At 71.8% G+C, this 26,034-nt stretch carries 28 protein-coding genes and 1 pseudogene; 14 read left to right on the top strand and 15 right to left on the bottom strand.

Annotated elements, in window-relative coordinates; translation table 11 throughout:
• Positions 1-16: 16 nt before the first annotated feature.
• A complete protein-coding gene (locus tag ACWCQM_RS03020; protein WP_267079565.1) occupies positions 17-601 on the bottom strand; it encodes a suppressor of fused domain protein in 585 nt (194 codons plus the stop codon).
• Positions 602-1,013: 412 nt separating this feature from the next.
• On the opposite strand from ACWCQM_RS03020, the gene ACWCQM_RS03025 reads away from it, so the two are divergent.
• Positions 1,014-2,129 (top strand): magnesium and cobalt transport protein CorA, encoded by a 1,116-nt coding sequence (locus tag ACWCQM_RS03025; protein WP_450913600.1) that lies wholly within the window; start codon positions 1,014-1,016, stop codon positions 2,127-2,129.
• A gap of 12 nt (positions 2,130-2,141) precedes the next feature.
• Complete coding sequence (locus ACWCQM_RS03030) at positions 2,142-2,657, top strand: hypothetical protein (RefSeq protein ID WP_450913601.1); 516 nt, start codon at positions 2,142-2,144, stop codon at positions 2,655-2,657.
• Between the two features lie 9 nt (positions 2,658-2,666).
• Here ACWCQM_RS03030 and ACWCQM_RS03035 read toward each other — a convergent pair whose 3' ends face one another.
• The gene (locus tag ACWCQM_RS03035; RefSeq protein ID WP_450913602.1) at positions 2,667-3,434 is read right to left on the bottom strand and encodes a hypothetical protein; all 768 of its coding nucleotides are present in this window, start codon (positions 3,432-3,434) and stop codon (positions 2,667-2,669) included.
• Between the two features lie 170 nt (positions 3,435-3,604).
• On the opposite strand from ACWCQM_RS03035, the gene ACWCQM_RS03040 reads away from it, so the two are divergent.
• The 3 genes from ACWCQM_RS03040 (at position 3,605) to ACWCQM_RS03050 (ending at position 6,660) form a co-directional block, all read left to right on the top strand.
• Complete coding sequence (locus ACWCQM_RS03040; RefSeq protein WP_450913603.1) at positions 3,605-4,879, top strand: magnesium transporter MgtE N-terminal domain-containing protein; 1,275 nt, start codon at positions 3,605-3,607, stop codon at positions 4,877-4,879.
• Positions 4,869-5,447 (top strand): DUF1003 domain-containing protein, encoded by a 579-nt coding sequence (locus ACWCQM_RS03045; RefSeq protein WP_267079559.1) that lies wholly within the window; start codon positions 4,869-4,871, stop codon positions 5,445-5,447. Before ACWCQM_RS03040 ends, ACWCQM_RS03045 begins: the two co-directional genes overlap by 11 nt.
• 79 nt (positions 5,448-5,526) lie before the next feature.
• Entirely contained in the window at positions 5,527-6,660 is a 1,134-nt protein-coding gene (locus ACWCQM_RS03050) for an Mrp/NBP35 family ATP-binding protein (RefSeq protein ID WP_450913604.1), read from the top strand.
• Between the two features lie 62 nt (positions 6,661-6,722).
• Here ACWCQM_RS03050 and ACWCQM_RS03055 read toward each other — a convergent pair whose 3' ends face one another.
• The 5 genes from ACWCQM_RS03055 to sigE form a co-directional block, all read right to left on the bottom strand.
• The gene (locus tag ACWCQM_RS03055; RefSeq protein WP_450913605.1) at positions 6,723-7,385 is read right to left on the bottom strand and encodes a hypothetical protein; all 663 of its coding nucleotides are present in this window, start codon (positions 7,383-7,385) and stop codon (positions 6,723-6,725) included.
• A 126-nt stretch (positions 7,386-7,511) separates the two neighbouring features.
• Positions 7,512-7,976 (bottom strand): sec-independent translocase, encoded by a 465-nt coding sequence (locus ACWCQM_RS03060; protein ID WP_450913606.1) that lies wholly within the window; start codon positions 7,974-7,976, stop codon positions 7,512-7,514.
• Between the two features lie 119 nt (positions 7,977-8,095).
• Positions 8,096-10,216: a trypsin-like peptidase domain-containing protein gene (locus ACWCQM_RS03065; RefSeq protein ID WP_450913607.1), complete on the bottom strand. Its 2,121-nt coding sequence runs from the start codon at positions 10,214-10,216 to the stop codon at positions 8,096-8,098.
• Between the two features lie 90 nt (positions 10,217-10,306).
• Positions 10,307-11,269 (bottom strand): anti-sigma factor family protein, encoded by a 963-nt coding sequence (locus tag ACWCQM_RS03070; protein WP_450913608.1) that lies wholly within the window; start codon positions 11,267-11,269, stop codon positions 10,307-10,309.
• A complete protein-coding gene (gene sigE / locus ACWCQM_RS03075; protein ID WP_450913609.1) occupies positions 11,266-12,027 on the bottom strand; it encodes an RNA polymerase sigma factor SigE in 762 nt (253 codons plus the stop codon). Before sigE ends, ACWCQM_RS03070 begins: the two co-directional genes overlap by 4 nt.
• A 177-nt stretch (positions 12,028-12,204) precedes the next feature.
• Here sigE and ACWCQM_RS03080 point away from each other — a divergent pair, with 177 nt between their 5' ends.
• Positions 12,205-12,870, top strand: coding sequence for an O-methyltransferase (locus ACWCQM_RS03080; RefSeq protein WP_073744908.1), 666 nt, complete (start codon positions 12,205-12,207; stop codon positions 12,868-12,870).
• Between the two features lie 124 nt (positions 12,871-12,994).
• Here ACWCQM_RS03080 and ACWCQM_RS03085 read toward each other — a convergent pair whose 3' ends face one another.
• Positions 12,995-13,162 carry a DUF3117 domain-containing protein gene (locus tag ACWCQM_RS03085; protein ID WP_018105485.1) on the bottom strand — a complete coding sequence of 56 codons (168 nt, stop codon included), beginning with the start codon at positions 13,160-13,162 and terminating at the stop codon, positions 12,995-12,997.
• Positions 13,163-13,476: 314 nt separating this feature from the next.
• Here ACWCQM_RS03085 and chcB point away from each other — a divergent pair, with 314 nt between their 5' ends.
• On the top strand, positions 13,477-14,286 hold the full coding sequence (gene chcB / locus ACWCQM_RS03090; RefSeq protein ID WP_450913610.1) for a 2-cyclohexenylcarbonyl CoA isomerase: 810 nt from the start codon (positions 13,477-13,479) through the stop codon (positions 14,284-14,286).
• 93 nt (positions 14,287-14,379) lie between these two features.
• Here the strand turns inward: chcB and ACWCQM_RS03095 are convergent, their stop codons facing one another.
• Both ACWCQM_RS03095 and ACWCQM_RS03100 read right to left on the bottom strand, forming a co-directional pair.
• A complete protein-coding gene (locus ACWCQM_RS03095) occupies positions 14,380-14,964 on the bottom strand; it encodes a DNA-3-methyladenine glycosylase I (protein ID WP_073744904.1) in 585 nt (194 codons plus the stop codon).
• Positions 14,961-15,353 carry a DivIVA domain-containing protein gene (locus ACWCQM_RS03100; RefSeq protein WP_450913640.1) on the bottom strand — a complete coding sequence of 131 codons (393 nt, stop codon included), beginning with the start codon at positions 15,351-15,353 and terminating at the stop codon, positions 14,961-14,963. Before ACWCQM_RS03100 ends, ACWCQM_RS03095 begins: the two co-directional genes overlap by 4 nt.
• A gap of 96 nt (positions 15,354-15,449) precedes the next feature.
• On the opposite strand from ACWCQM_RS03100, the gene folP reads away from it, so the two are divergent.
• Entirely contained in the window at positions 15,450-16,322 is an 873-nt protein-coding gene (gene folP / locus ACWCQM_RS03105) for a dihydropteroate synthase (protein WP_450913611.1), read from the top strand.
• 146 nt (positions 16,323-16,468) lie between these two features.
• Here the strand turns inward: folP and ACWCQM_RS03110 are convergent, their stop codons facing one another.
• Together ACWCQM_RS03110 and dapE are read right to left on the bottom strand one after the other, a co-directional pair.
• The gene (locus ACWCQM_RS03110) at positions 16,469-17,254 is read right to left on the bottom strand and encodes an LOG family protein (RefSeq protein ID WP_073744900.1); all 786 of its coding nucleotides are present in this window, start codon (positions 17,252-17,254) and stop codon (positions 16,469-16,471) included.
• 85 nt (positions 17,255-17,339) lie between these two features.
• Complete coding sequence (dapE, locus tag ACWCQM_RS03115) at positions 17,340-18,419, bottom strand: succinyl-diaminopimelate desuccinylase (RefSeq protein ID WP_450913612.1); 1,080 nt, start codon at positions 18,417-18,419, stop codon at positions 17,340-17,342.
• A 62-nt stretch (positions 18,420-18,481) separates the two neighbouring features.
• Between dapE and ACWCQM_RS03120 the strand changes: the two genes are divergently transcribed.
• Positions 18,482-19,387 (top strand): hypothetical protein, encoded by a 906-nt coding sequence (locus ACWCQM_RS03120; RefSeq protein ID WP_450913613.1) that lies wholly within the window; start codon positions 18,482-18,484, stop codon positions 19,385-19,387.
• 307 nt (positions 19,388-19,694) lie between these two features.
• Complete coding sequence (locus ACWCQM_RS03125; protein ID WP_450913614.1) at positions 19,695-20,027, top strand: ATP-binding protein; 333 nt, start codon at positions 19,695-19,697, stop codon at positions 20,025-20,027.
• A gap of 100 nt (positions 20,028-20,127) precedes the next feature.
• On the opposite strand, the gene dapC is transcribed toward ACWCQM_RS03125, so the two are convergent.
• Both dapC and fdxA read right to left on the bottom strand, forming a co-directional pair.
• Positions 20,128-21,231, bottom strand: coding sequence for a succinyldiaminopimelate transaminase (gene dapC / locus ACWCQM_RS03130; RefSeq protein ID WP_450913615.1), 1,104 nt, complete (start codon positions 21,229-21,231; stop codon positions 20,128-20,130).
• A 101-nt stretch (positions 21,232-21,332) separates the two neighbouring features.
• Positions 21,333-21,653 (bottom strand): ferredoxin, encoded by a 321-nt coding sequence (gene fdxA, locus ACWCQM_RS03135; RefSeq protein WP_014154250.1) that lies wholly within the window; start codon positions 21,651-21,653, stop codon positions 21,333-21,335.
• Between the two features lie 118 nt (positions 21,654-21,771).
• On the opposite strand from fdxA, the gene ACWCQM_RS03140 reads away from it, so the two are divergent.
• The 3 genes from ACWCQM_RS03140 (at position 21,772) to ACWCQM_RS03150 (ending at position 24,278) form a co-directional block, all read left to right on the top strand.
• Positions 21,772-22,773 (top strand): GNAT family N-acetyltransferase, encoded by a 1,002-nt coding sequence (locus tag ACWCQM_RS03140; RefSeq protein WP_450913616.1) that lies wholly within the window; start codon positions 21,772-21,774, stop codon positions 22,771-22,773.
• 139 nt (positions 22,774-22,912) lie between these two features.
• Complete coding sequence (locus ACWCQM_RS03145; protein ID WP_450913617.1) at positions 22,913-23,764, top strand: transglutaminase-like domain-containing protein; 852 nt, start codon at positions 22,913-22,915, stop codon at positions 23,762-23,764.
• An 82-nt stretch (positions 23,765-23,846) separates the two neighbouring features.
• The gene (locus tag ACWCQM_RS03150) at positions 23,847-24,278 is read left to right on the top strand and encodes a MarR family winged helix-turn-helix transcriptional regulator (protein ID WP_450913618.1); all 432 of its coding nucleotides are present in this window, start codon (positions 23,847-23,849) and stop codon (positions 24,276-24,278) included.
• 97 nt (positions 24,279-24,375) lie between these two features.
• Here the strand turns inward: ACWCQM_RS03150 and ACWCQM_RS03155 are convergent, their stop codons facing one another.
• A complete protein-coding gene (locus tag ACWCQM_RS03155; protein ID WP_450913619.1) occupies positions 24,376-25,470 on the bottom strand; it encodes an NAD(P)/FAD-dependent oxidoreductase in 1,095 nt (364 codons plus the stop codon).
• A gap of 234 nt (positions 25,471-25,704) precedes the next feature.
• Between ACWCQM_RS03155 and ACWCQM_RS03160 the strand changes: the two are divergent.
• A pseudogene (locus tag ACWCQM_RS03160) lies at positions 25,705-26,034 on the top strand (coagulation factor 5/8 type domain-containing protein); the annotation flags it as partial.

The raw sequence follows: 26,034 nt of genomic DNA on the forward strand, positions 1-26,034 counted from the left end.
TCGCGCGGCCGGTGCCTCAGTCCAGCGCCACGGACGTGCGCAGCGGGTCCCGCAGGTCCGTGCCCTGCGACAGCCAGCGCTCCTGGAGCTCCTGCGCTCCCCTGACCCGCTTCCAGGCGGCCTCGTTGTGCGTCATCGGCAGCAGCGGCAGGAAGCGCACCGGCTCCATCGGGGCGTCCAGCTCCAGGTCCTCGACCAGGCCGCCCGGCTCGGCGACCAGGACGGAACTGAAGGGCGCGCCGGTCCACAGCGGCTGCCCGAGGTCCAGGGACGCCCCCGGGGCCACGATCAGACCCTCGACCTGCGGGGACGCCGCGAGCACCGCGAGGGGCCGCAGCACCTCGTCGGTCGCGGCGATCCCCACCCGTACGGACAGGACCAGCTCGGCGCGCGGGCCCTTCACCGGGTCGGCGAGCGGAGAGGTGGGGTCGGCCATCGGCTGGGCCGACATGCCGAGTGTGGCGTAGCGCACCACATCACCGTCGATGAAGCGGAGCACCTCGATGCGGTCCGTGCCGAGGAACGTCACATCGGCGCGCGCGTCCGGCTCCCCGAGCGCCGTACGGAGCCGGGCCTCGACCAGATCAAGAATTTCTCCCATGCCGCGAGCATAGAACGCGTTGCGAACGGGCAAAGGAAGGGATTGGCCCCGAGTACGGCTGATAGCCTGGGCCGTCGGTCGGGACAGCACGCAGAAGCGTCGCTCTCAGTCCTGACAACACGTGATCCCCCACGGGGGACCGGCCGGAGGAGGTGGGGCTGCGGTGGATCCAAGTCGACCGTGCAGTACCAACCGCTCTTCCGCACGACGCCTTCCTTCTGTGATCTGACGCTCCTCCCCGACGTCACCACGGCAGTTCGCGCACCGGAAGAGCCCCTCGTTTTTGCCTGTCTGTAGCGAACGCCGTCATCGTGCCCGCGCGGTGCCGCCCGCTTTGCGGACGTGAGCGCACGTCCCCATTCCGGGCTGTTCCACGCCCCCGCCGACGGCCCTCCGTGAAGAGGAGCCAGCCATGTCGATGATCCGTGACCTGCGCGCCGCCGTGCGCCCGTCCCTGCGCAAGAGCAACACCCCGTACAGCACGTACGACGCCACCCGTGACCCCTCCGCCTCCAGCGCCGTCGTCGACTGCGCGGTCTACCGCGACGGACGCCGGGTCACCGAGGAGGCCTGCCAGACCCCGCGTGAGGCGATGCTGCGGGTACGGGAGGACGGCGGCTTCGCCTGGATCGGCCTGCACGAGCCGACGGAGGAGGAATTCGCCGGTATCGCCCGGGAGTTCGGGCTGCACCCGCTCGCCGTGGAGGACGCCGTCCACGCCCACCAGCGGCCCAAGCTGGAGCGCTACGACGACACGCTCTTCACGGTCTTCAAGACGATCCACTACGTCGAGCACGCCGAGCTGACCGCGACCAGCGAGGTCGTCGAGACCGGCGAGGTGATGTGCTTCACCGGCCGGGACTTCGTCATCACCGTCCGGCACGGCGGGCAGGGCTCGCTGCGCGCGCTGCGCCACCGCCTCCAGGAGGACCCCGAGCTGCTCGCCAAGGGCCCCTCCGCCGTGCTGCACTCCATCGCCGACCATGTCGTCGACGGCTACATCGCGGTGGCGGGGTCGGTGCAGGACGACATCGACGAGGTGGAGATCGACGTGTTCTCCACCCCGGCGAAGGGCGGCGCACGCGGCTCGGACGCCGGCCGGATCTATCAGCTCAAGCGCGAGGTGCTGGAGTTCAAGCGGGCGGTGTCACCGCTGCTGCGGCCGATGCAGCTGCTGAGCGAGCGTCCGATGCGGCTGATCGACCCCGACATCCAGAAGTACTTCCGCGACGTGGCCGACCACCTGGCCAGGGTGCACGAGGAGGTCATCGGCTTCGACGAGCTGCTGAACTCGATCCTCCAGGCCAACCTCGCGCAGGCGACCGTCACGCAGAACGAGGACATGCGCAAGATCACCTCCTGGGCGGCCATCATCGCCGTACCGACGATGATCTGCGGGGTCTACGGCATGAACTTCGAGCACATGCCCGAACTGCGGTGGACGTACGGCTATCCGATGGTGCTGGCGCTCATCGGCGTCGTGTGTTTCTCCATCCACCGCACGCTCAAGCGCAACGGCTGGCTCTAATACAGTTCGGGCATGACTGCTGACGCGTTGCTGTCCCGGGCTCTCGTCGAGGAGGCCACCAAGAAGTCCGGCCTCGTCTGGGTGCGGGGCTCCGGCCCCTCCCGGGCGCTGTGGCACGTGTGGCACGAGGGTGCGGCCGTGCTCGTCGGGGACGGCCCCGGGGAGCAGCCGCTTCCCGGGGGGCTGGACGCCGGCGCCACCGCCGAGGTGACCGTACGCAGCAAGGACAAGGGCGGCAGGCTCGTGGCCTGGACCGCCGGGGTCGCCGTCCTGGAGCCGCACTCCGAGGAGTGGGAGGCGGCGGTCGCCGAGCTCAAGGGCAAGCGGCTGAACGCCCCGGACGCCGAACAGCTCACCGAGCGCTGGGCGCGTGAATGCCGGGTCGTACGGCTGACGCCCGGCGCCTCCAGCACCGACCTGCCGGACACCTCGCTGGCCGCGCCGCCGCTGCCCACCGGGGCGACGACACGGCGGACGGCGCCCGCCGCGCTCCCCCGGCTGCTGCTCAAGCGCCGCGGGAGGCGCTGAGGCCCCCGGTCAGCCGGAGGACCTGGGCAGCTCGCCGCCGTAGTCCACGGTGTCGTCCTCGGCCGGGGCCTCCAGCGCGAACGTCCGGCCCCAGTCGGCGAGCCTGATGGTGCCGCCGCCCCCGCCGCGTGCCACGCGCAGGGGGTACGGGGTGCCCTCCAGGGAGACGTCCAGCGCGCCTCCCTCACCCTTCCCGCCCATGATCTGCACGGTGCGCACCCCGCCGACCGTGTCCCGGTCGCCCTTGTTGACCTTGCCGTGCAGGGCGAGCATCCCGTCGAGCAACGTCTTCTTCTCCGTGAAGCCGCGCAGTTGCTCGTAGGTGGGATCGTCCTCCGGGACCTTGACGTACTTGCCCTGGAGCTTGTCGGCGGCCTGGTCGCTCGGGTCATCGGCCTTCTCGTCGCCGGCCTTCTCGTCCTTCCAGAAGCCCGCGTCGGCCTTGAGGTAGAGCTCGTCACCGATCCGCAGCAGCGCGAAGGTGTTCTGCTTCGAGGTGACCGAACCCATGCCGCCCTTGCTGCTGAGCTGCATGTTCAGGGTGTACGTGCCGCCCTTGCTGACCAGCTTGCCCGTCAGCCGGACGGCATCGGCGGCATCCGCGGCGGCCCGCGCCTTCTTGTCGATCTGTGCGGCGGTCAGCTTGCCGACGCCGTTGGTCCCCTTGTCCGGGTCCTCGCCCGCGCAGGCCGTGAGCGCGGTGGTGAGCCCCGCGCAGAGCACCACGGCGAAAACGGTCCGGCGACGGGCCCGGACGGCCGGGGCGGAAGAGGTCACGGCGCACTGCCTCTCATCTGTGTGTCTGGGGGTGGCAGACGGCAGCGTACCCGTGCCGCGTACGCCGTTCGGCAGAGCTCCTCACGGACGGTCCGCCAAGGCGCCCCGGACCGGTACGGGCTAGCCTGATCACGGCAAAGGAGGACGCGGGGACGAGGGAGGCGCACAGGATGGCGGCAGGCGCTCCCAGGGTTTTCGTCTCGCACCTCTCCGGCGTGCCGGTGTTCGACCCCAATGGCGACCAGGTCGGCCGGGTCCGCGACCTGGTCGCGATGCTCCGGGTGGGCGGCAGGCCGCCGCGGCTGCTCGGCATGGTCGTGGAGGTCGTGAGCCGGCGGCGTATCTTCGTGCCGATGACCCGGGTGACGGGGGTGGAGTCGGGCCAGGTCATCACCACCGGTGTCGTCAACATGCGGCGCTTCGAGCAGCGCCCGACCGAGCGACTCGTCCTCGGCGAGTTCCTCGACCGGCGGGTGCGTCTCACGGAGACGGACGAGGAGGTGACCGTCCTCGACGTCGCCATCCAGCAGCTCCCGGCCCGCCGCGACTGGGAGATCGACAAGTTCTTCGTGCGCAAGGGGCGCGGCGGCGCGCTGCGCCGCAAGGGCGAGACGCTGACGGTGGAGTGGTCGGCGATCAGCGGCTTCTCGCTGGAGGAGCACGGGCAGGGCGCCGAGAGCCTGGTGGCGACCTTCGATCGGCTGCGCCCCACGGATGTGGCCAACGCCATGCACCATCTGACGCCCAAGCGCCGGGCCGAGGTCGCCGCGGCCCTGGACGACGACCGGCTGGCGGACGTCCTGGAGGAGCTTCCCGGGGACGACCAGGTGGAGATCCTCGGCAAGCTGGAGGAGGACCGCGCGGCGGACGTCCTGGAGGCGATGGACCCGGACGACGCCGCGGACCTCCTCTCGGAGCTCCCCGAGGCCGACAAGGAGCGGCTGCTCGCGCTGATGCGCCCGGACGACGCGGCCGATGTGCGGCGCCTGCTGTCGTACGAGGAGCGGACGGCGGGCGGGCTGATGACGACGGAGCCGATCATCCTGCGGCCCGACGCGACGGTCGCGGACGCCCTGGCCCGGGTCCGTCAGCAGGACCTCTCCCCCGCGCTGGCCGCCCAGGTGTACGTCTGCCGGTCGCCGGACGAGACGCCCACCGGGAAGTATCTGGGCACCGTGCACTTCCAGCGGCTCCTGCGCGATCCCCCGTACACCCTGGTCAGTTCGATCGTCGACAGCGATCTCGTGCCCCTGACGCCGGACACCCCGCTGCCCGCCGTGACCAGCTATCTGGCGGCGTACAACATGGTCTCGGTGCCGGTGGTGGACGAGAGCGGCTCACTGCTGGGCGCGGTGACCGTCGACGACGTGCTGGACCACCTGCTCCCCGAGGACTGGCGCGAGACCGACTTCCAGGGCGAGGAGGGGATCGCCGGTGGCCGCTGAGGACCGCGCGAGGGCCGTGCCGACGGGTGCCTCGGGCATCGTGCGCCCCCCTCGGCCCCGGCTCGACCAGCCGAAGGCGCCCAGGCGCCGGCTGCTGCCCGAGTACGACCCCGAGGCGTTCGGCCGGTTCTCCGAGCGCATCGCCCGCTTCCTGGGCACCGGACGGTTCATCGTCTGGATGACGCTGATCATCATCCTGTGGGTGGTGTGGAACATCTTCGCGCCGCCGGACCTGCGCTTCGACGAGTACCCGTTCATCTTCCTGACGCTGATGCTGTCCCTCCAGGCCTCCTACGCGGCCCCCCTGATCCTGCTCGCGCAGAACCGCCAGGACGACCGCGACCGGGTCACCCACGAGCAGGACCGCAAGCAGAACGAGCGCTCCATCGCCGACACCGAGTTCCTCAGCAGGGAGATCGCCGCGCTCCGCATGGGCCTCGGCGAGGTGGCGACGCGCGACTGGATCCGCTCGGAGCTGGAGGCCATGGTGAAGGACATGGAGGAGCGCCGGGTGTTCCTGCCGGTCGAGAGTGACGAAGGCGACCGCGGAGGGGCTACCCGCCCGTAGCGACCGGCGCCGTACCTCCCACCCGTCGCCCACCACCACCCTTCCGAGGAGCGCTGCGCGCACCCGTACTATCGAGGGTATGGCTACGGAAGACGCGGTGCGCGAAGCACTGGCGACAGTGAACGACCCGGAGATCCACCGACCGATCACCGAGCTGGGCATGGTGAAGTCGGTCGAGATCGATCCTGACGGTGTAGTCGCTGTCACCGTGTATCTCACGGTCTCCGGCTGCCCGATGCGCGAGACGATCACCAAGAACGTGACCGACGCGGTGGCCCGTGTCGAGGGCGTGTCGCGGGTCGAGGTCACGCTCGACGTGATGAGTGACGAGCAGCGCAAGGAGCTCGCGTCCGCGTTGCGCGGCGGCACGGCGGAGCGCGAGGTGCCGTTCGCCAAGCCCGGCTCCCTGACCCGGGTCTACGCGGTCGCGTCCGGCAAGGGCGGCGTCGGCAAGTCCTCGGTGACGGTGAACCTCGCGGCGGCCATGGCGGCGGACGGACTCAAGGTCGGCGTGGTCGACGCGGACATCTACGGGCACAGCGTGCCCCGGATGCTCGGCGCCGACGGCAAGCCCACCCAGGTCGAGAACATGATCATGCCGCCGTCCTCGCACGGCGTGAAGGTCATCTCCATCGGGATGTTCACCCCGGGCAACGCCCCGGTGGTGTGGCGCGGCCCCATGCTGCACCGCGCTCTCCAGCAGTTCCTCGCCGATGTGTACTGGGGCGACCTGGACGTCCTGCTGCTCGACCTGCCGCCGGGCACCGGTGACATCGCGATCTCCGTGGCGCAGCTCGTGCCCAACGCCGAGATCCTGGTCGTCACGACCCCGCAGCAGGCCGCGGCCGAGGTCGCCGAGCGGGCAGGCTCCATCGCGGTGCAGACCCACCAGAAGATCGTCGGCGTCGTCGAGAACATGTCGGGCATGCCGTGCCCGCACTGCGACGAGATGGTCGACGTGTTCGGTTCGGGCGGCGGGCAGCGGGTCGCCGAAGGGCTGACGCGGACGGTCGGCGCCGAGGTGCCGGTCCTCGGGTCCATCCCGATCGACGTACGGCTGCGGGAGGGCGGCGACGAGGGCAAGCCCGTCGTCCTGTCCGACCCCGACTCCCCCGCGGGCTCGGCCCTGCGGTCCATCGCGGAGAAGCTGAGCGGCCGTCAGCGCGGCCTGTCCGGCATGTCGCTGGGACTCACCCCGCGCAACAAGTTCTGAGCGTCCGAGCGGGCGGGGGCGGCCTCTCCAGGAGGCCGCCCCCGCCCGCTCGTGCGTGTCGCTCAGTTCTCGTACGACGCGATGTCGCCGATCACCGCGAAGCCCAGGCCGTACGCGCTCATGCCGCGCCCGTACGCCCCGATGTGCACCCCGTCGGGGGCGGAGCCCGCGAGGACCCAGCCGAACTCCGACTCGCGGTAGTGGAACTCCACCGGCACGCCGTCCACCGGGAGCGAGAGCGTCGACCAGGGCGCCCGGCCCAGGTCGTCGGCGAGCTCGAACGCGGTCTCCGTCTGCTGGTTCAGCCATTCGCCACGCAGCGTGTGGTCCATCTGCGGGGGCCAGGTGCAGTCCAGCAGGCCGGAGCCCGCCAGCCAGGCCGCCGACGAGACCGTCGTCGCGTCCAGCACACCCGTGCCGTCGTCGCTGTCCCGCACGGGGCTGCTGCCCACCGTCACGACCACCGCGAAACGCGCCTTCTCCGCACCCGCGTCGGCCCGTACGACCGGCTCCTCACCGTGTCCCGTGGAGCCGTGCTGCACCGTGTCGTCCGCCGCGGCGGTGACCTGCATCAGCCAGCGCGGGCCCGTGAAGGCCCCGTCCAGCCCGTACCAGGGGAACGGCGCCTTCAGATAGCCGTCGACAGTACGCCGGGTCGCCGGCACCCCCTCTGCGGTGACTGCGCTGGGCGCACCGTCCGCCCCTGCCCGACTCGTCGTCTCCATCTGCCCGGCCGCCTCCTCGATCTTGCACTGGTCCGGAGCGGCCCTCCCCCCGTGGGCGTGGGCAACCTCGCAACCGGACAGATGGAGAATAGCCATACCGTCCGGACGAGTCGGGATTGACGGGTCTCAGGTGGCGTCTGCGTCGAAGGGCGGGCGCTCGTTTTTGGCAGGCTGCGCGGGCTTCTTGAGCAGGTCGGGGGCACCGGCGGCGGCACCGGACGCGGCGGCCGCCGCGGTGCCGGCGGAGGCGGAGGGCGCGCTCTCGCGGCCGTTCACCGCGTCGGTGACCTCGGCCATCTCCTTGCGCAGGTCGAAGCTCTCGCGGATCTCCTTGAGCCCCAGTTCGTCGTCCCCGCTCGCGAGCTGCTTGCGGATGTACGTCTTGGGGTTGAGGTCCTCGAACTCGAAGTCCTTGAACTGCGGGCCGAGCTCCGAGCGGATGTCTTCCTTGGCGCTGTCCGAGAACTCACGGATCTTGCGGATCGTGCGCGTGACGTCCTGGATGACCTTCGGGAGCTTCTCCGGGCCGAATACGAGCACGGCGAGAACCACGAGCGTCAGCAGCTCGAGTGCGCCTATGTCATTGAACACCTTGCTGCTCCTCGTGTTCTCTGCGTGTTCTCCGCGTGGTCTCCGCCGCCAGGTCGTCAGGGCCCGGGCCGCTCCACGGTACCCGGCGAAGCTGTCCGGGCGGTACCTGCCGGTGGCCGTCAGGTGCCGCTCGACGAACCCAGCGTCAAAGTCATGGACAGGTCTTCACCACCGCGGGTCAGCCGCAGATCCAGCTGGTCGCCCGGCCGGTGGGCCCGGATCTTGACGATCAGCTCCTCTCCGCTGTGCACGCGCTGGCCCTCCACCGCGGTGATGACGTCGCCCGACCGGATGCCCGCCTTCGCCGCCGGGCCCCCCTCGGTGACGGCCGAGCCGCCGTCGGCGGCCTTGCCTCCCACCTTGGCCCCGTCTCCCGTGAACTCCATGTCCAGCGTGACGCCGATCACTGGATGGGTGGCCTTGCCGGTGTTGATCAGTTCCTCGGCGACCCGCTTGCCCTGGTTGATCGGTATCGCGAAGCCCAGGCCGATGGAGCCCGACTGGCCGCCGTCGAGACCTGACGCGCTGTCGGCGGCGCGGATGGCGCTGTTGATGCCGATGACGCGGGCCTTGGAGTCGACCAGCGGCCCGCCGGAGTTGCCCGGGTTGATCGGGGCGTCGGTCTGCAGGGCGTCGACGTAACTGACGTCGGTGCCGTCGCCCTTCTCGCCGCCCGCGGTGATGGGCCGCTGCTTGGCGCTGATGATCCCGGACGTGACCGTGTTGGACAGGTCGAAGGGGGCGCCGATGGCCACCACCGGATCGCCGACCTGCACGTTGTCGGAGTTGCCGAGCGGCAGCGGCTTGAGCCCGGACACACCGGTCACCTTCACCACGGCCAGGTCGTATCCGCTGTCCTTGCCCACGATCTCGGCGGAGGCGCTCTCGCCGCCGCTGAAGGTGACGGTGATGTCGCCGCTGGAGCCCGCGGGGGCGACCACGTGGTTGTTGGTGAGGATGTGGCCCTTGTCGTCGAGGACGAAGCCGGTGCCGGTGCCCGACTCGGTGGAGCCGCTGACGTGCAGGGTGACGACGCTGGGCAGCGCGCTGGAGGCGATGCCCGCGACGCTGTCGGGGGCACGGCCGCCGTTGTCGGGGCCCGCCTGGGGGAGCTCGACCGAGGTGAGGCCGCCGTTGCGCTCGACATAGGCGCCGATCCCGCCGCCTATCCCTCCCGCGACGAGGGCCAGCAGCGCGGCACCGACGAGGACGGATCCCCGGCGGCGCGGTCTGTTCTCGGCCCCCTGGACGGGTCCTGGGTGGCTCAGGGGCTGCTGGGCCTGCGGTCCCTGCTGGGGCGCGCCCCAGGGGTCGTAGCGCAGCCACTGGGAGGGCTGCTGTGACTCCTGGCCCGGCTGGGGCTGCTGGGCGTACTCCGGGGACTGCGCGGGCCCGGGCACGGCGTGCTGATGCTGATGCTGATGCGGCAACGGCGGGGGTACGGGGGTGCCGTGGTGGTTCGTTTCGGCGTACGGCGGAGGTACGGGGGTGCCGTGGCCGTTCGTCCCCGCGTACGGCGGAGCCGCAGGGGTGCCGTGGCCGTTCGTCCCCGCGTACGGCGGAGCCGCAGGGGTGCCGTGGCCGTTCGTCCCCGCGTACGGCGGAGCCGCAGGGGTGCCGTGGCCGTTCGTCCCCGCGTACGGCGGAGGCGCAGGGGTGCCGTGGCCGTTCGTCCCCGCGTACGGCGGAGGTACGGGCGTACCCTGCGCCGGGGTCGCCACAGGGCGCTGTACGGGCGGTGCGGGCGCCCAGGGCCCCGGGCCGCCGTAGGGCGGGGTGCTGTAGGCGTCCGGCGCGTGCAGCGGCTGCGCACGGGGCACGGGGGCCGCGGCCTGCTCGGCGGCGGCCGGGGGCGCGGGCGTGTAGTCCTCGGGCCCGGCGGCCGGAGACCCGGTGGCGGGAGACGCGGCGGCGGCCTGATCAGCGGCGGCCGGAGACTCGGTGGCGGCCGGACCGGCGGCAGGCGGGGCGGGCGTGTAATCCTCGGGCTCGGTGGCCGGCCCGGCGTCGGCCGGGGGCGCCGGCGTGTAGTCCTCGGGCCCGGCGCCGGGCGGGGCGGGCGTGTAGTCCTCGACGGTGGCCCCGGCCGCGGTGGCCGCGTCCGTCCCCGTACGGCTGGACGCTTCCTGCCCCGGTTCGGCGGCTGTCGCGGCGCCCTCCGGACCGGCCTGGCCGGACCGTCCCGTCGAGGGACGGCTCCACCACTTCGTCTTCGGCCCGCTGGGCTTACCGTCGTCCATGCTCTCCCCGCAACTGGCCCTTGCACGCCCCCACAGAGGCGTCCCTCCCGGAATTCAACCAGGTTTGCGAATCGGTGCGCAGGCTCCCGGTCAGCGCAGCGGGGAAAGCGGCATCGCGCGGTCGTACACCGGCGGTGCGGAGGCCGTCGCGGAAGGCGGGGCCGACTGCGGGTCCGCTCCCCCGGCGGGCGACGCGGAGTAGAGCGGGCCGGCGCCGGTCGGGCGTATGAGCGGCGGCACGGACACGTTCAGCACGGGGAAGGTGTAGGTCCCTCCGGTGAAGGCCGAGGTGCTGAGCAGCGAGGGCGCCGGGGTCATCGCGGGCTGTGCTGACGAGGCCGGTGCGGGTGTGCCGGGACCGGTGCGGCTCTCTCCCACCGCGAGGGCCCCGCCGCCGCTGCGGCTGGCGGCGGCACTGGCGCTGCCGGTCCGCTCCTGGGCGTCGAGCGGGGTCGCGCCGCTGCTCGCGCCCTCGGCGCTGAGCGGCGCCTCCGGGCTGTAGTCGAGAGGGAGGGCGCCTCCGAGCGCGATGGCCGCGAGCGAGACGGCACTGGCCGCGGCGAACGCGAAGCGCCGGGCGCGCCAGGGGGAGCGGTCGGCCTCGCGGCCCACGTCGTGGATACGGAAGCCGCGGCCGGACGATCCGCCCGGGAGCACGGCGGTCGAGCCGTGGGCCGTGGGGAGATATCCGAAGCCGTCCAGCGGCGAGCGTCCGGAGTCGGGGCCGCCGCCCGGCTGCATGACGGGGAAGAGGCCGTCGCCGAAGCGCCGGCCGCCGCCGAAGGGGCCGTCCGAGCCGCCGTCGTCGCCACCGGAGCCACCGGGAAGTCCCTGGAGACGGGCGAGGAACCCCTCGGAGGGGGACGGGGCCGCGGACGTCGCGAAGGCGCTCTTCAGCCGCCGCTGGGCGTCTGCCTCGGCCTTGCACCGGGAACAGGTCGCCAGATGCGCGAGGACCCGCTCACGGGCGTCGTGTTTGAGCTCGCCGTCTACAAGCGCGGCAAGCCGGTCCCCGAGGTGCTGCTCCGCGGGGGTCGGACCTGTGACACTCACGCCGTTCCGCCCTCCCCTGCCAGGACCGCGTCCGCCAGGGAACGCTGCTCGGCGCGGGCCTCGGGCGAACGGTGCTGGAGTGCCTTGCGCAGGTGCGAGCGACCGCGGTGGATGCGGCTGCGCACCGTGCCCAGCTTGACGCCGAGCGTCGCGGCGATCTCCTCGTAGGAGAGGCCCTCGATGTCGCAGAGCACGACGGCGGCACGGAATTCGGGTGCGAGGGTGTCCAGCGCCTGCTGGACGTCCGCGTCGAAGTGCGTGTCGTTGAAGACCTGCTGCGGAGACGGCTCACGGCTCGGCAGTCGCTCGGCCGCGTCGTCGCCGAGCGAGTCGAAACGGATCCGCTGCTTGCGGCGGACCATGTCCAGGAAGAGATTCGTCGTGATCCTGTGCAGCCAGCCCTCGAAGGTGCCGGGCGTGTAGGTCGACAGCGACCGGAAGACGCGGACGAAGACTTCCTGGGTGAGGTCCTCGGCGTCGTGCTGGTTACCCGTCAGCCGGTAGGCCAGGCGGTACACCCGGGCGCTGTGCGTGCTGACGATCTCTTCCCATGAGGGCGGGGTCCACGCCTGAGAATCCGCATCTGAGGCGAAGGTCGCGGTCGGTGCGGAAACGTTGGAAGAACGGTCAGCAATGTTGGTCACGGATTTCGGCTCACCCGCCGACCTGAGAAAGCGCCGCAGCGCTCCTCCCCGATCCACAGGCGCAGCCGCACCTCCCCTATCGGCTCTGGTGGTGTCCAGTGGAGCCCCTACCATAGCCACCTCGCCCGTTAGCTCCGGATAAGCCTTTTCCCTGCTGGTGCCCCGGTCCCGCCGGGGGCAAGAGGCACATTCCGGGCCCGGCCCCACGGCCCGGTCCAGGTGTTCCCCTCTGCCCTCTCCTAACGCCCGGTCCCATCTGCGGGTTCCCGGGTCCAGCGGATACAGTCACCGTTGCGCGAACTACGGGGACAGGAGAGGGTCATTACCGCCAACCGGCAGACGAGCTGGGCATTCGCCGACGCCTTTGTCGCCGAGGAAGAAGCTCTGCTCTGGGCGCGGGACCGGGCCGAGGAGTCAGGGCTCCGCCCGGTGTCCTCGGGCACCGGCGCGGCTCTGCGCCTGCTCGCCGCCACGGCGGACGCCAAGGCGGTGGCCGAGATCGGCACCGGAACCGGCGTGTCCGGCATCTATCTGCTCCAGGGCATGCGCCCGGACGGCGTACTGACCACCGTCGACCCGGAACCCGAGCGCCAGCAGTTCGCCCGTGAGGCATTCCGCGCGGCGGGCTTCGCCACGAACCGGGCCCGCTTCATCCCGGGGCGCGCCCTCGACGTGCTGCCCCGGCTCGCGGACGGCGGTTACGACCTCGTCTTCTGCGACGGCGACCGACTGGAGAGCCTGGACTGCCTCGCTGAATCGTTGCGCCTGCTACGACCCGGCGGCCTGGTCTGCTTCGAGGGCGTCTTCGCCGACGGCCGCACGATCGACTCCGCCGCGCAGCCGGCCGAGGTGCTGCGCCTGCGCGAGCTGCTGCGGGCGGTGCGCGAGAGCCAGGAGCTCATGGCGACCCTGCTGCCGGTGGGCGACGGACTGCTGTGCGCGGTGCGGCGCGGCTGACCGCGTCCCCCGCGGTCCGGCCCGGCCGTCCTGGGCGCGGTGCGGCCGTCCCCGGCCTCCGACGCACCACTGCCCCGGCACGGGTTCCGTGCCGGGGCAGTGGTGAAGTGTGGGCGCCCGCGCCTCAGCCGACGACCTGCTTGAGTGCGTCGCCGAGTGCGTCGGCCTCGTCCGGAGTCAGCTCGACGACAAGCCGACCGCCGCCTTCGAGCGGAACGCGCATGACGATGCCCCGCCCCTCCTTTGTCACCTCGAGCGGGCCGTCGCCCGTCCGCGGCTTCATGGCCGCCATGCTCGTTCCCCTTCCTGAAACCAGCTCATCGCAGCCGGCGGCTCCATGACAGGCGCTGCCTCACCGGCGTCGAACACAATGCTTCCTACGCATTATCCCGCATCGGAGACCCCGATGACCAACATCGGTCGGCATCGCTTGCGCAACGCGCTTTCTCAAAACCACCCAATTCGGCGATCCGGCTGCGATACTGCGCCGCCCCCGGCCCCCAGCCGAGAGCCAATCGTTAGACGCAGGTCACATGTCCGGCCCGCCGGAAGTCCGCCATGCTGGCCTGGACAGGCACAATGCCGGAGCCCAAAGGAGACCCAGCGATGGCCGACCCGGCCGACACCGTGCTCACCGAAGTGAGCGACGGGCTCGCGACGATCACGATCAATCGCCCCGACGCGATGAACGCCATGAACACCGCCGCCAAGGTCGCGCTCCGCGACGCGCTCCTGGCGGTCGCGGACGATCCCGCGGTGCGGGCGGTTCTGCTCACCGCCACCGGGCGCGCCTTCTGCGTCGGCCAGGACCTCAAGGAGCACGTCTCCAAGCTCGCCGAGGCGAGCGGGCCGGGCGGCGGCAACGCGCTGAGCACGGTGCGGGAGCACTACAACCCCATCGTCCGCGCGCTCACCGGGATGGAGAAGCCGGTGGTCGCGGGCGTCAACGGGGTCGCGGCCGGAGCCGGCTTCGGTTTCGCGCTCGCCGCGGACTACCGCGTGGTCGCCGACACCGCCGCCTTCAACACCTCGTTCGCCGGTGTGGCGCTGACCGCCGACTCCGGCGTCTCCTGGACCCTGCCCCGGCTGATCGGCACGAGCCGCGCCACGGACCTGCTGCTCTTCCCCCGCTCGATCTCCGCCCAGGAGGCGTACGAGCTGGGCATCGCGAACAAGGTGGTGCCCGCGGCGGACCTGGCGAAGGAGGCCCTGGCGGTGGCCCGGGCGCTGGCGGACGGCCCCACGGTGGCCTACGCGGCGCTGAAGGCGTCCGTGGCGTACGGCGCGTCGCACAGCCTCGCCGAGGCGCTGGAGAAGGAGGACGAACTCCAGACCAGGGCGGGCGCGTCGCAGGACCACACGATCGCGGTCGAGGCCTTCCTCGCCAAGCAGCCGCCGAAGTATCTCGGCAAGTAGGGCCACCGGCCCGGCCCCTGGCCGCCGCCACCCCCGGGCCACGGCGAGCAGGCACCCCGCGTGGCCCTGTGGGACCGCCCTACGCGACCGCCCTCAGCTGCCGCCGCCCCGGGCCACGCAGTCGGCCAGGTGATCGTCGACCAGGCCGCAGGCCTGCATCAGGGCGTAGGCGGTGGTGGGGCCGACGAAGCGGATGGACCGCTTCTTCAGCTCCTTGGCCAGCGCGGTGGACTCCGGGGTGACGGCCGGGACGTCACCCAGCGTGCGGGGGGCGGGCCGGGTCGCCGGGTCCGGGGCGTACGACCAGATCAGCGCGTCCAGCTCGCCCTCTCCCCAGCCGGCCAGGACCTTGGCGTTGGCGAGCGTGGCGTCGATCTTCGCGCGGTTGCGGATGATCCCGGCGTCGGCGAGGAGCCGCTCCTTGTCGGCGTCGGTGAACTCCGCCACCGCGGAGATCTTGAAGCCGGCGAACGCGCTGCGGAAGCCCTCGCGGCGGCGCAGGATCGTCAGCCACGACAGCCCGGACTGGAACGCCTCCAGGCAGAGCCGTTCGAAGAGGTGGTCGTCGCCGTGGACGGGCCGGCCCCACTCGGTGTCGTGATAGGCGAGATAGTCCTCGGTGGACAGGCCCCAGGGGCAGCGCAGACGGCCGTCCGCCGCCGGCTCGGCCCCGCTCACCTCTGGCCCTCCTCGTCCTGCGGCCCGTTCTCACCGGTGAGCGGCTCGCCGGGGCGCTTGAAGAGGTCGGGCCCCGTCACCGCCGTCGCCTGGGCACCGGCGAGCGCCGACTCCAGCTCGGCGATGTGGGCGTCCCGCTCGGCGAGCTCGGCGGCCAGCCGGTCGAGGGCCTCGTCCACATCCGCCATGCGGTATCCGCGCACGGCCATGGGCAGCCTCATCGCTTCGATGTCGGCGCGGCCGAGCGGGCGGTTCGCGGGCAGCGGGTCGGTGAGCCGCTCGGGCTCGACGTCCTGCAACACCGCGCTTCCGCCCCCACCGACCACCGCCAGCGTGACCGCGGCCACCACCACGGCCATCGTGAGCAGCAAGAACCAGAACACGTCCATCTCCCCGGAAGCGGAATACCTGTCCGGGTCAGATCGTGCCATGCGGCACCGACAGTTAGGGTCGCAGGCGCAGGCGATCTACAGGAGGAACCAGGGATGCGAAGCGGGGCGCTCAGGCTGGGGCGGCGGGAATTCGGGCCGGACGAACCGGTGATCATGGCGATCGTGAACCGGACTCCCGACTCCTTCTACGACCAGGGCGCGACGTTCCGCGACGAGCCGGCGCTCTCCCGGGTCGAGCAGGCCGTCGCCGACGGCGCCGCGATCATCGACATCGGCGGGGTGAAGGCCGGCCCCGGCGAGGAGGTCACCGCCGAGGAGGAGGCGCGCCGCACGGTCGGTTTCGTCGCCGAGGTACGCCGCCGCCACCCGGACGTGGTGATCAGCGTGGACACCTGGCGGCACGATGTGGGCGACGCGGTCTGCGAGGCCGGCGCGGACGTGCTGAACGACGCCTGGGGCGGTGTCGACCCGAAGCTCGCCGAGGTGGCAGCGCGCCACGGAGCGGGGCTCGTCTGCACCCACGCGGGCGGCGCCGAGCCCCGGACCCGGCCGCACCGGATCGCGTACGACGATGTGATGGCGGACATCCTGCGGGTCACCCTGGGACTCGCGGAGCGGGCCGTGGAGCTGGGGGTCAGGCCGGACGGGATCATGATCGATCCGGGTCACGACTTCGGGAAGAACACCCGCCACTCGCTGGAGGCGACGCGTCGCCTGGACGAGATGGCGGCGACGGGCTGGCCGGTGCTGGTCTCCCTCTCGAACAAGGACTTCGTCGGCGAGACGCTCGACAAGCCGGTCAAGGAACGCGTGCTCGGCACGCTCGCGACGACGGCCGTGTCGGCGTGGCTGGGGGCCCGGGTGTACCGGGTGCACGAGGTCGCCGAGACGCGTCAGGTCCTGGACATGGTGGCCTCCATCGCGGGCCACCGGGCCCCGGCGGTCGCCCGGCGAGGGCTGGCCTGAGGCGTCCCTGCCCGAGGACGGGCGCGGCCGCCAGCCCGTCCCCGGTCCCGGGACGGACGGGCCCGGCCTGGTCCTCCCCGGCGCCCGGGGACGGGCGTAGCCCGGCAGGGACCCGCCCGCGGCCTCGAACCGGACGGGAGGAGGCCCTAGCGGCCGACCTCCTTGGTCACCAGCCGGACCGCCTCGTCCACGTCGTCCGTGACGTGGAACAGCATCAGGTCGCGCTCGGACGCCTTGCCCCCCGCGACCACGGTGTCCCGCAGCCAGTCGACGAGCCCGCCCCAGTACGCCGTGCCGAACAGGACGATGGGGAAGCGCGTCACCTTTCCCGTCTGCACCAGGGTCAGCGCCTCGAAGAGCTCGTCCAGGGTGCCCAGGCCGCCCGGCAGGACGACGAACCCCTGCGCGTACTTCACGAACATCGTCTTGCGGACGAAGAAGTAGCGGAAGTTGACGCCGATGTCGACATGTGGATTCAGGCCGGACTCGAAGGGCAGCTCGATGCCGAGCCCCACGGAGACACCCTTGGCCTCCCGTGCCCCTTTGTTCGCCGCCTCCATGGCCCCTGGGCCGCCGCCCGTGATGACGGCGAATCCCGCCTCGACGAGCGCCTTGCCGATCTGCACGCCCGCCTCGTAGTCCGGTCCGCCCGCCGGGGTGCGGGCGGAGCCGAAGACGCTGATGGCGCTGGGCAGTTCGGCCAGCGCGCCGAAGCCCTCGACGAACTCCGACTGGATCCGCATGACCCGCCAGGGGTCGGTGTGGACCCACTCGGAGTCGCCCTCGGAGTCCAGCAGCCTCTGATCGGTCGTGCCGGGCTGGACCTGGTCCCTGCGGCGCAGTACCGGACCCAGTCGCTGTTCCTCCGGCATCACCGCACCCTCGGGAATCTGCGCGCCCTCGGGGATCCGTGCGTCCTCCGGGTTGCCCATGACCTGCTCCCTCCGCCGACCTGCGATGTGCGTGTGTCGCTTCAGCCTAGATCGGTGGAGGTTACGCGCAGGGGAATGCCGTGAGTCAGCTCGTGAGCCAGGAGCGGAGGCGCTCCTCGCAGTGGGTGATCCGGTCGACGGCCACGTGCTCGTCCCGCTTGTGCGCGAACAGCGCGTCCCCGGGGCCGTAGTTCACCGCGGGCACCCCCAGTGCGCCGAACCGGGACACGTCGGTCCAGCCGAACTTCGGCTGGGCCGTCCCGCCGACCGCGTCCATGAACGCCTTGGCCGCGGGGTGCGAGAGTCCGGGCATCGCGGCGCCGGAGTGGTCGTCGATGGTGAACTCGACGACTCCGCAGTCCGCGAAGACCTCCCGGACGTGGGCCTCGGCCGCCTCGGCGCTGAGGTCCGGGGCGTACCGGTAGTTGACGACCACGGTGCAGGAGTCCGGGATGACGTTGGTGGCGACGCCGCCCTCGATGCCAACGGCGTTGAGCCCCTCGCGGTACTCCAGGCCGTCGATCACCGGGCGGCGCGGTTCGTACGCGGCGAGCCTGGCCAGCACGGGCGCGGCGGCGTGGATCGCGTTGGAGCCCATCCAGCTGCGCGCGGAGTGCGCCCGCTCCCCCTCCAGCCGCAGGTGCACCCGGATCGTGCCCTGGCAGCCGCCCTCGACCTGTGCGTCGGAGGGCTCCAGGAGGACGGCGAAGTCCCCTTCGAGCCACTCGGGGTGGGCGTCGGCCACGTGCCCGAGGCCGTTGAGGTGCGCGGCGACCTCTTCGTTGTCGTAGAAGATGAAGGTGAGGTCCCTGTTGGGCTCGGGGACCGTCGCCGCGATCCGCAGCTGGACGGCGACGCCCGACTTCATGTCGGAGGTCCCGCACCCCCACAGCACGCCGTTCTCGTCGAGCCTGGACGGCACGTTGTCCGCGATCGGCACGGTGTCGATGTGCCCGGCCAGCACGATCCGCTCGGCCCGGCCCAGCCGTGTCCTCGCCACGACGTTGTTCCCGTGGCGGTCGACGGTCAGGTGCGGGAGCGGGCGCAAGGCCGCCTCGATGGCGTCGGCGAGGTCCTTCTCCTGCCCGCTGACCGACGGGAAGTCGACCAGCCGGGCGGTGAGCGCCGGGCCGTCCAGGGCGAGGTCGAGCGAGTGTCCATCCATGGTCACGAGCCTAAGGGACTTCGGTCGCGGGCCCCGTCCTACCCTCCAGTACGGTGGGCCCCGTGCCCCGGACCGCCTCCACCACCCGCCGCAGCCGCTTCCTCCGTGTCGTGGCCGCCTTCGCCGTGCTCGTGGCCCTCGCCGGCTATCTGGCCGTGCAGTACCTCTCCGGCTACAAGGGGGCTCCCCGCTGCACCGTGGGCTCCTCCGACGGGGGCGAGGGGCGTACGTACGAGCTGAGTCCCGAGCAGGCGGCCAACGCCGCGACGATCTCCGCCGTGGGCATGACGCGCGGGCTTCCGGAGCGGGCGGTGACGATCGCCCTGGCGACCGCCATGCAGGAATCCGCCCTGCGGAACATCGACCACGGCGACCGGGACTCGCTCGGACTCTTCCAGCAGCGCCCCTCGCAGGGCTGGGGAACGACCGAGCAGATCATGGACCCCGTCTATTCGTCCGGGGAGTTCTACGAACATCTCGCCGAGGTACCGGGCTACTCCCGGCTGCCGCTGACCGTCGCGGCCCAGCGGGTGCAGAAGAGCGGTTTCCCGCAGGCGTACGCCAAGCACGAGCCGGACGCCACGCTGCTCTCCGCCGCTCTGACCGGGCGCGCGCCCGCCTCGCTGACCTGCTCGCTGTCGACGGGGAAGGGCGCGGAGGCGGCGGCCCCGGGCGACGCCGCCGAGGTGCGGGCCGATCTGGTGCGCGCCTTCGGCAAGGGCGTCCTGCCCTCGGCGAAGTCGGCGGGCGCCGCCTCCGCGAGCACGGTCTCGGTGCCCGTGCGCAGCGAGGACGAGGCGACGTCTGGGCGCGGCTGGGAGTTCGCCCACTGGGCCGTCGCCCGCGCCGGCACGCTGCGGATCGAGGAGGTCTCGTACGACGGCCGGATCTGGACCAGCGACACGGGCTGGCGGACGGAACGCGGGAAATCGGCCGCCGACGCCGTCCGAATGCGGCTCGCTCAGTAGTACGGCCTGTCCCCCGTGCGGGGTGTTCGGCCTCCACCGCCGTCGGGTCGGCACCCTTGCTGCGGCACCCCCGCCGGCAGGACCAATTCCCGTACCCGCACAGGGAAGTGACGGTACATCAGCCACATGCGGAATGCACCGTTCGACCGGGTTCCTCCATTGCGGATTATCTGACGCATTACTCACTCTTTACCTCGCTGCCCCGCAACCTTCCCCGCCCCCGAAGCGGTTGTTCAGTGCGTCCGATCACCGGACAGGCGGATTCCACATCGCCTCGCAACTGTTGACGTCCCGCCGAAGGAGCATCATGTCCCTCCCCCTGACCCGTCGGATCGCCCGTGCAGCGCTGCTGATCGCCGCGGGTGCGGCCCCCGTGGTCGGCGCGGCCGGTGCCGCGGGTGCCGCGGGGCTCCCGCAGACCCCCGCGCTCGGCGGCCTCACCTCGCTCGACGGCGCCGGCCTCAGCAGCACGGTGGACTCCACCGCGAAGCAGGGCTCCGAGGTAGCGAACGAGACCGGCGGCAAGGTGGTCGGCACGACCCTGCCCGCCGCCGGCAAGACCCTGCAGACGGCCGGCGGCGTGGCCGAGGGCGAGCTGACGTCCGACACCCTGCCCACCAAGGGCCTGCCGATCGGCTGATCCGCCGGCACGCACACGGCACACACGCCGTACGGACGCGAAGGGGCCTCGGGAGTGCGCACTCCCGAGGCCCCTCGGTGCGTCCCTGGGCGTACGCCCGCTACGAGAGCCGCTTGACCGCCGCGTCCACGCGCTCGTCCGTGGCCGTCAGCGCCACCCGCACGAAGCGGTCCCCCGCGGGCCCGTAGAAGTCGCCGGGCGCCACCAGGATGCCGAGCTCCGCGAGATGCGCCACGGTCTCCCAGCACGGCTCGTCCCGCGTGGCCCAGAGGTAGAGGCTCGCCTCGCTGTGCTCGATCCGGAAGCCGTGGGCCTCCAGTGCCGCCCGGAGCACCGTGCGCCGCCGTGCGTAGCGCTCACGCTGCTCGGCCACATGCGTGTCGTCGCCCAGCGCCGCGACCGTGGCCGCCTGGACCGGGGCGGGGGTCATCATCCCGCCGTGCTTGCGGATCTGGAGCAGCTCGCCGAGGACAGCCGCGTCGCCGGCGACGAAGGCCGCGCGGTAACCGGCCAGGTTGGACCGCTTGGAGAGCGAGTGGACGGCCACGATGCCCTCGTACGAGCCGCCGCAGACGTCCTCCTGGAGCACGGAGACGGGCTCGGCCTCCCAGCCGAGCTCCAGGTAGCACTCGTCGCTGAAGACCAGCACCCCGTGCTCGCGCGCCCAGGCGACGATCCGGGTCAGCTCGTCCTTCGGCAGCACCCGGCCCGTCGGGTTGGAGGGCGAGTTGAGCCAGAGCAGCTTCAGGCCCTCGGGGTCCAGCTCCGTCGGGTCGTCGTAGACGACGGGCTCGGCGCCGCAGAGCCGCGCGCCGACCTCGTACGTCGGGTAGGCGAGCCGGGGGTAGGCCACCTTGTCGCCGGCGCCGAGACCGAGCTGGGTCGGCAGCCAGGCGACGAGCTCCTTGGAGCCGACGACCGGCAGCACGTTCTCGTGCCGCACGCCCACCGCGCCGAGCCTGCGCTCCACCCAGCCGGTGAGGGCGTCACGCAGCGCCTCGGTGCCCCACACCGTCGGATAGCCGGGGCTGTCCGCGGCGTCGACCAGCGCCCGCTGGATCAGCGCGGGCACCGGGTCCACGGGCGTGCCGACGGACAGGTCGACGAGACCGTCCGGGTGGGCGACGGCCGTCGACCTGTAGGGCGCGAGCTTGTCCCAGGGGAAGACCGGGAGACGGGAGGAGACGGGAACTGCTGCGGACACGGGACTCTGCTTTCTCGTACGGGGGCGTGGCTGCCGGAAAACACCTCGGTCCCGCACGGTGACGAGTCGTACGGGACCGGGCGGCGCTCGTGCGGCCGCTGTTACTGGTTCTGCGGCGGCAGCGCGGCGATGAACGCGTGGTCGCGCTCGATGAGACCCAGCTTGGACGCGCCACCCGGCGAGCCGAGGTCGTCGAAGAACTCGACGTTCGCCTTGTAGTAGTCCTTCCACTCCTCCGGGGTGTCGTCCTCGTAGAAGATGGCCTCGACCGGGCAGACCGGCTCACAGGCTCCGCAGTCGACGCATTCGTCCGGATGGATGTACAAGGACCGTGAGCCCTCGTAGATGCAGTCGACGGGGCACTCTTCGATGCAGGCCTTGTCCTTCACGTCGACACAAGGCTGCGCGATGACGTAGGTCACGCTGTCGTTCCTCCTCGGTAGGGCGTTGGCTCTCGCGCGGGAGCGCGGCGTCGTCGATGCCCGCCACCTAGTATCTCCGTTCCGGGGCACGATCCGAACAGGAGGGGCGTACAGAGCTGTGGAATTCACCATCGGCGGACAGCTCGAGGTTCGCATGACAGCTGCTGACGTGGGCAAACGCGTCTCCGTGCGGCGCGCCGTCGACGCCTCCGGCACGGGCGCGAAGTTCACCGACACCGTCGGGGTTCTCACATCGTGGGACGGCGGAGTGCTGTCCATCACCACGAAGAGCGGCGAGAGCGTCCGCATCGCGGAAACCTCGCTGGTGGCGGGCAAGGTCGTGCCTCCGGCCCCGGCGCGCCGCCGCGGACCCGCCGCCACCTTCGGGGAGATCGCCCCGGTCGTCGCCCGCGCCTGGCAGCCCGTCGAGAGCGAACCGCTGGGCGACTGGACGCTGCGCGCGGCCGGCGGATTCACCCGGCGCGCCAACTCGGCGCTGCCGCTCGGCGATCCGGGACTTCCGCTCGGCGAGGCGTTCGCGCGCGTCGGGCAGTGGTACGGCGAACGGGGCCTGCCCGCCTACATCCAGGCCGCCACGGGTGCCGAGGGCACCCAGGAGCTGCTCTGCGCGGCGCTGGAGGAGCACGGGTGGCGGCGCGAGGTGACGGCCGAGGTGCGGATCGCGGCGCTGGCGCCCGTCGGTGACCTGGACGCGGACGTCTCCGCGGTGTCCCTGTCCCGGGACGTGGACACCGCGTGGCTCTCCCGCTACCAGCGCTTCGAGACCCCGGGGCCCCATGTCCTGAAGGTGCTCGGGAGCGGCCCTTCGGTGTGGTTCGCCTCCGTGCCCGGCGAGGACCCGGCGGGAGCGCCTGCCGCGATCGGACGCTGTGTGGTGGACGGTCGCTGGGCCGGGTTCATGGCCGTCGAGGTGGGCCCCGAGTACCGCCGCCGCGGCCTCGCGACGACCGTCATGGCGGCGCTGGCCCGCAGGGCGCTGGACGAGGGCGCGTCGGCCGCGTGGCTCCAGGTCGAGACGGACAACGAAGGTGCCCGCGCGCTGTACGACCGCATGGGCTTCGCCGTCCACCACAGCTACCACCACTTCCGTTCCGCGTAGGCGGGACACGGCAGTTCCGCGCCACACGGGCGGTCGGCGGTTCCGTTCCACACCGGCGGACAGCGCTTCCGTCCCCTGTGGCGTACACAGCAGTCCCGTTCCACACGGGCGGACACAGCGGCAGGGGTACGCGTCACACATGAGCACCGAGGAATCCGGCACGGCAGAACTCCGGCGGCGGTTCGCCGAAGAGGCGCGCGCCGAACGGCCGGACGTCGCGCTGCTCTGTCTGCTGCTGGGCGCGGAGGCGCTGCCCGCGACGGCCGGGGACCCCGATCCGTACGGCATCGACGCCGCGCAGATCGAGCTCGACCGGCTCGCCGGACTCCTCCCGTACGGTGTGCGCGGCCCCCGCGTCTGGGCGTCCGCTCTCGCCGAACTGCTCGGGGAGCGCTGCGGTTTCGCGGGGTCGTCCCAGGACTACCAGCGGCTGGACTCCTCGGTGCTCCAGCAGGTGCTGCGGCGCCGCAGGGGGTTGCCCATCCTCTTGTCCGTGGTCTGGACCGAGGTCGCGCGACGGGCCGGCGCACCCGTCTACGGGGTGGCGCTCCCCGGGCACTACGTGGTCGGTTTCGGCGACCCCGCCGAGCGGGTCCTCGCCGATCCCTTCGCCGGCGGGGCCCCGCTGAGCGGTGAGGATGCGGAGCTGATGGTGGCGGGCGCCACCGGGGGGCCGCTGGAGCCGTCGATGCTGGTGCCCGCCAGGCCGCTGGAGACGGTGCTGCGGATCCTGAACAACATCCGCGCCTGGGCTGCCGCGCGCCCCGAGCGCACGGATGTGGCGCTGTGGGCGCTCGAACTCTCCCTGCTGCTGCCCTCTCACCCGGCCAGGCTCCGCTACGAGCGGGCCCAGCTCCTCGTGCAGCGCGGGGAGTTCCTGCGCGGGGCGGCGGAGATGGACGAGTACGCCGACATCGTCGAGGGCATCGAACCGACGGCGGCGGAGGCGATCCGCCACCGTGCCCAGGCGGCCCGGGCCCTGCTGAACTGAGCCGCAGGGTAATTCGCTGTGCGAATCAGGCACCCGGGACCATCTGCCGTATTCTGTCGGCATGGGGAATCAGGAAGCGCGCATGAGCATCGCGACCGCGTTGGTGCGCGCGTCATTCCTGGTGAATGCCGCCTACGCGGAATCGAGCCGGGCATTCGGACTGACCCCTCAGCAGGGCCAGCTGCTCTGTGTCCTGATGGCCCAGCCGTACGGAATGGGTGAGCTCGGTTCGGTGCTGGGGCTCGCCAAGTCGAGCCTCACGGGACTCGTGGACCGCACCGCCCAGCACGGCCTGGTCCGCAGGGAGCCGGACCCTCTGGACGGGCGCGCCGTCAGGATCGCGCTCACGGAGAAGGGCGGCGAGCTGGTGGAGGAGTTCTACGCCGCGACCTGCCGCCGGGTGGAGGCGCTGCCCGCCTCCCTGAGCGCCCCCGAGCAGGAAGCGCTCGCGGAGATGCTCGCCCGGGTGGTGCTGGACAACAAGGTGCCGGTGGTCTTCATGGAGCAGGACTGAGGGCTGTCCCGTCAGCCCTTGATGCGGTGCGGGACCGGATCGGGCCGCCGGTGCCGGCCGATCCGGTCCACGGTCGGCGATGGGCCGTTCGTTCGGATCAGGCCGTACCGAACAGCTCGACGAAGCGCCCCGTGAACAGGTCCGCGCCCTTGTACGCGGCCACCGTCTCCGCCGGCAGGAGGCTCACGCCCTCCTCGGGTGAGGGCATCTGCCCCACACCGCCGTGCGGCCCGAGCGGCAGGAGCACGGAGGGGACGGGCGACGGGCGGTACACGGCCTCCGGCTGCCCGCCCCGGACCTGGGCGAGGATGTTCTCGGCCACGACCCCGGCATGCTTCATGGCGTAGCCCGCCATCTTGGCCTCGTCGAGATCGGTGAGGTCGCCGAGGGCGTAGACATGGTCGTGGCCGGGAAGAGCGAGCGTCTCCGTGACCCGGACCCGCCCCCGCTCGTCGCTCAGCGCGGCGAGCTCCCCGGCGAGGTAACCACCGGTGACGCTGACCCCGTGGCAGCGGAACCAGATGTCGGCGGCCAGCACGTCACCCGCGGTGGTGGGGACGGTGAACGCCTTCGTCTCGCCCGGCGCGGTCGGCGGCTCCCCGTCCAGCGAGGTGCCGAGCAGCACCTCGACGCCGAGGCCGGCGAGCTGGCCCTCCAGGTCCTCGCGCAGGGCCGCGTCGAAGCCCGGGAGCAGCTCTTCCGCCGGGTCGATGAGCGTCACCCGCTTGTCGGGCCACACGGCCTTGATCTCACCGGACAGCTCCAGGCCGACAGGCCCCGCCCCGACGATCAGCACCCGCTCCCCGCGCGACAGTTCGGCGTGCGTGGCGCGCAGCCGCTCCAACGCGTCGGCCGAGACGTCGGTGTCCATCTTGGCCGGGTAGGGATATCCGGAGCCGGTCGCGAGGACGAGATAGTCGGCCGCGATCCGCTCACCCGACTCCAGGGTGACCCCGCGCGGGTCCACCGAGGCGGCCCGGTCCTTCACGACCCTGCCGCGCCTGAGCAGTTTGTCGTACGGGAAGAAGATGTTGCCCGCCCAGTCCGGCTTCACCAGGGCACGCAGGGACCCTGCCGCATGGACGAACGCGTCCTTGGGCTCCACGAGGACGACATCGGTCTCCTCGTCGAGCGCCTTTGCCACTGCGGCTCCCCCATAACCTCCACCGATGACCACCACGGTACGGCTCATATGCCCCAGCTCCCCTGTGCGGATTTATTAGTTCGCTCCACGAACCATATTGGTTCGCTCCACGAACTACAACCACCTCCTCCCGCCCTCGACTTGCCCGGAACTCGGAACACCCCACCCACCCCTTGACGTGCACAGGGCAACAACGGTTACATCGGCGACACGAGAGAGCGCTCTCTCGCCTCTCGGAGGGTTCCGTCGTGCACCCGCACCACGACTCAGGAGACGTCATTCATGCAAGTTCCCCCCACGAACTCCGCACTCCCCACGATCGCCGCCCCACCCCCCACCACACCCCGCAGGCACCGCCGGTCCAAGGCGCTCGGTTTCGCCGCGCTCGCCGTCTCGCTGTTGATGGCCTTCCCCACGGCCCAGTCGGCGTTCGGCGAAGGGGTCGAGGAACTGCCGGGCGGCGGTGACCTCGGACCGAACGTCCTGGTCTTCGACCCCTCGACCCCGGACATCCAGGCCAAGGTCGACGAGATCTTCAAGAAGCAGGAGTCCGCGCAGTTCGGCAGCGACCGCTACGCGCTGATGTTCAAGCCCGGCACCTACAACAACATC

This window comes from Streptomyces sp. NPDC002125, from assembly GCF_053593715.1.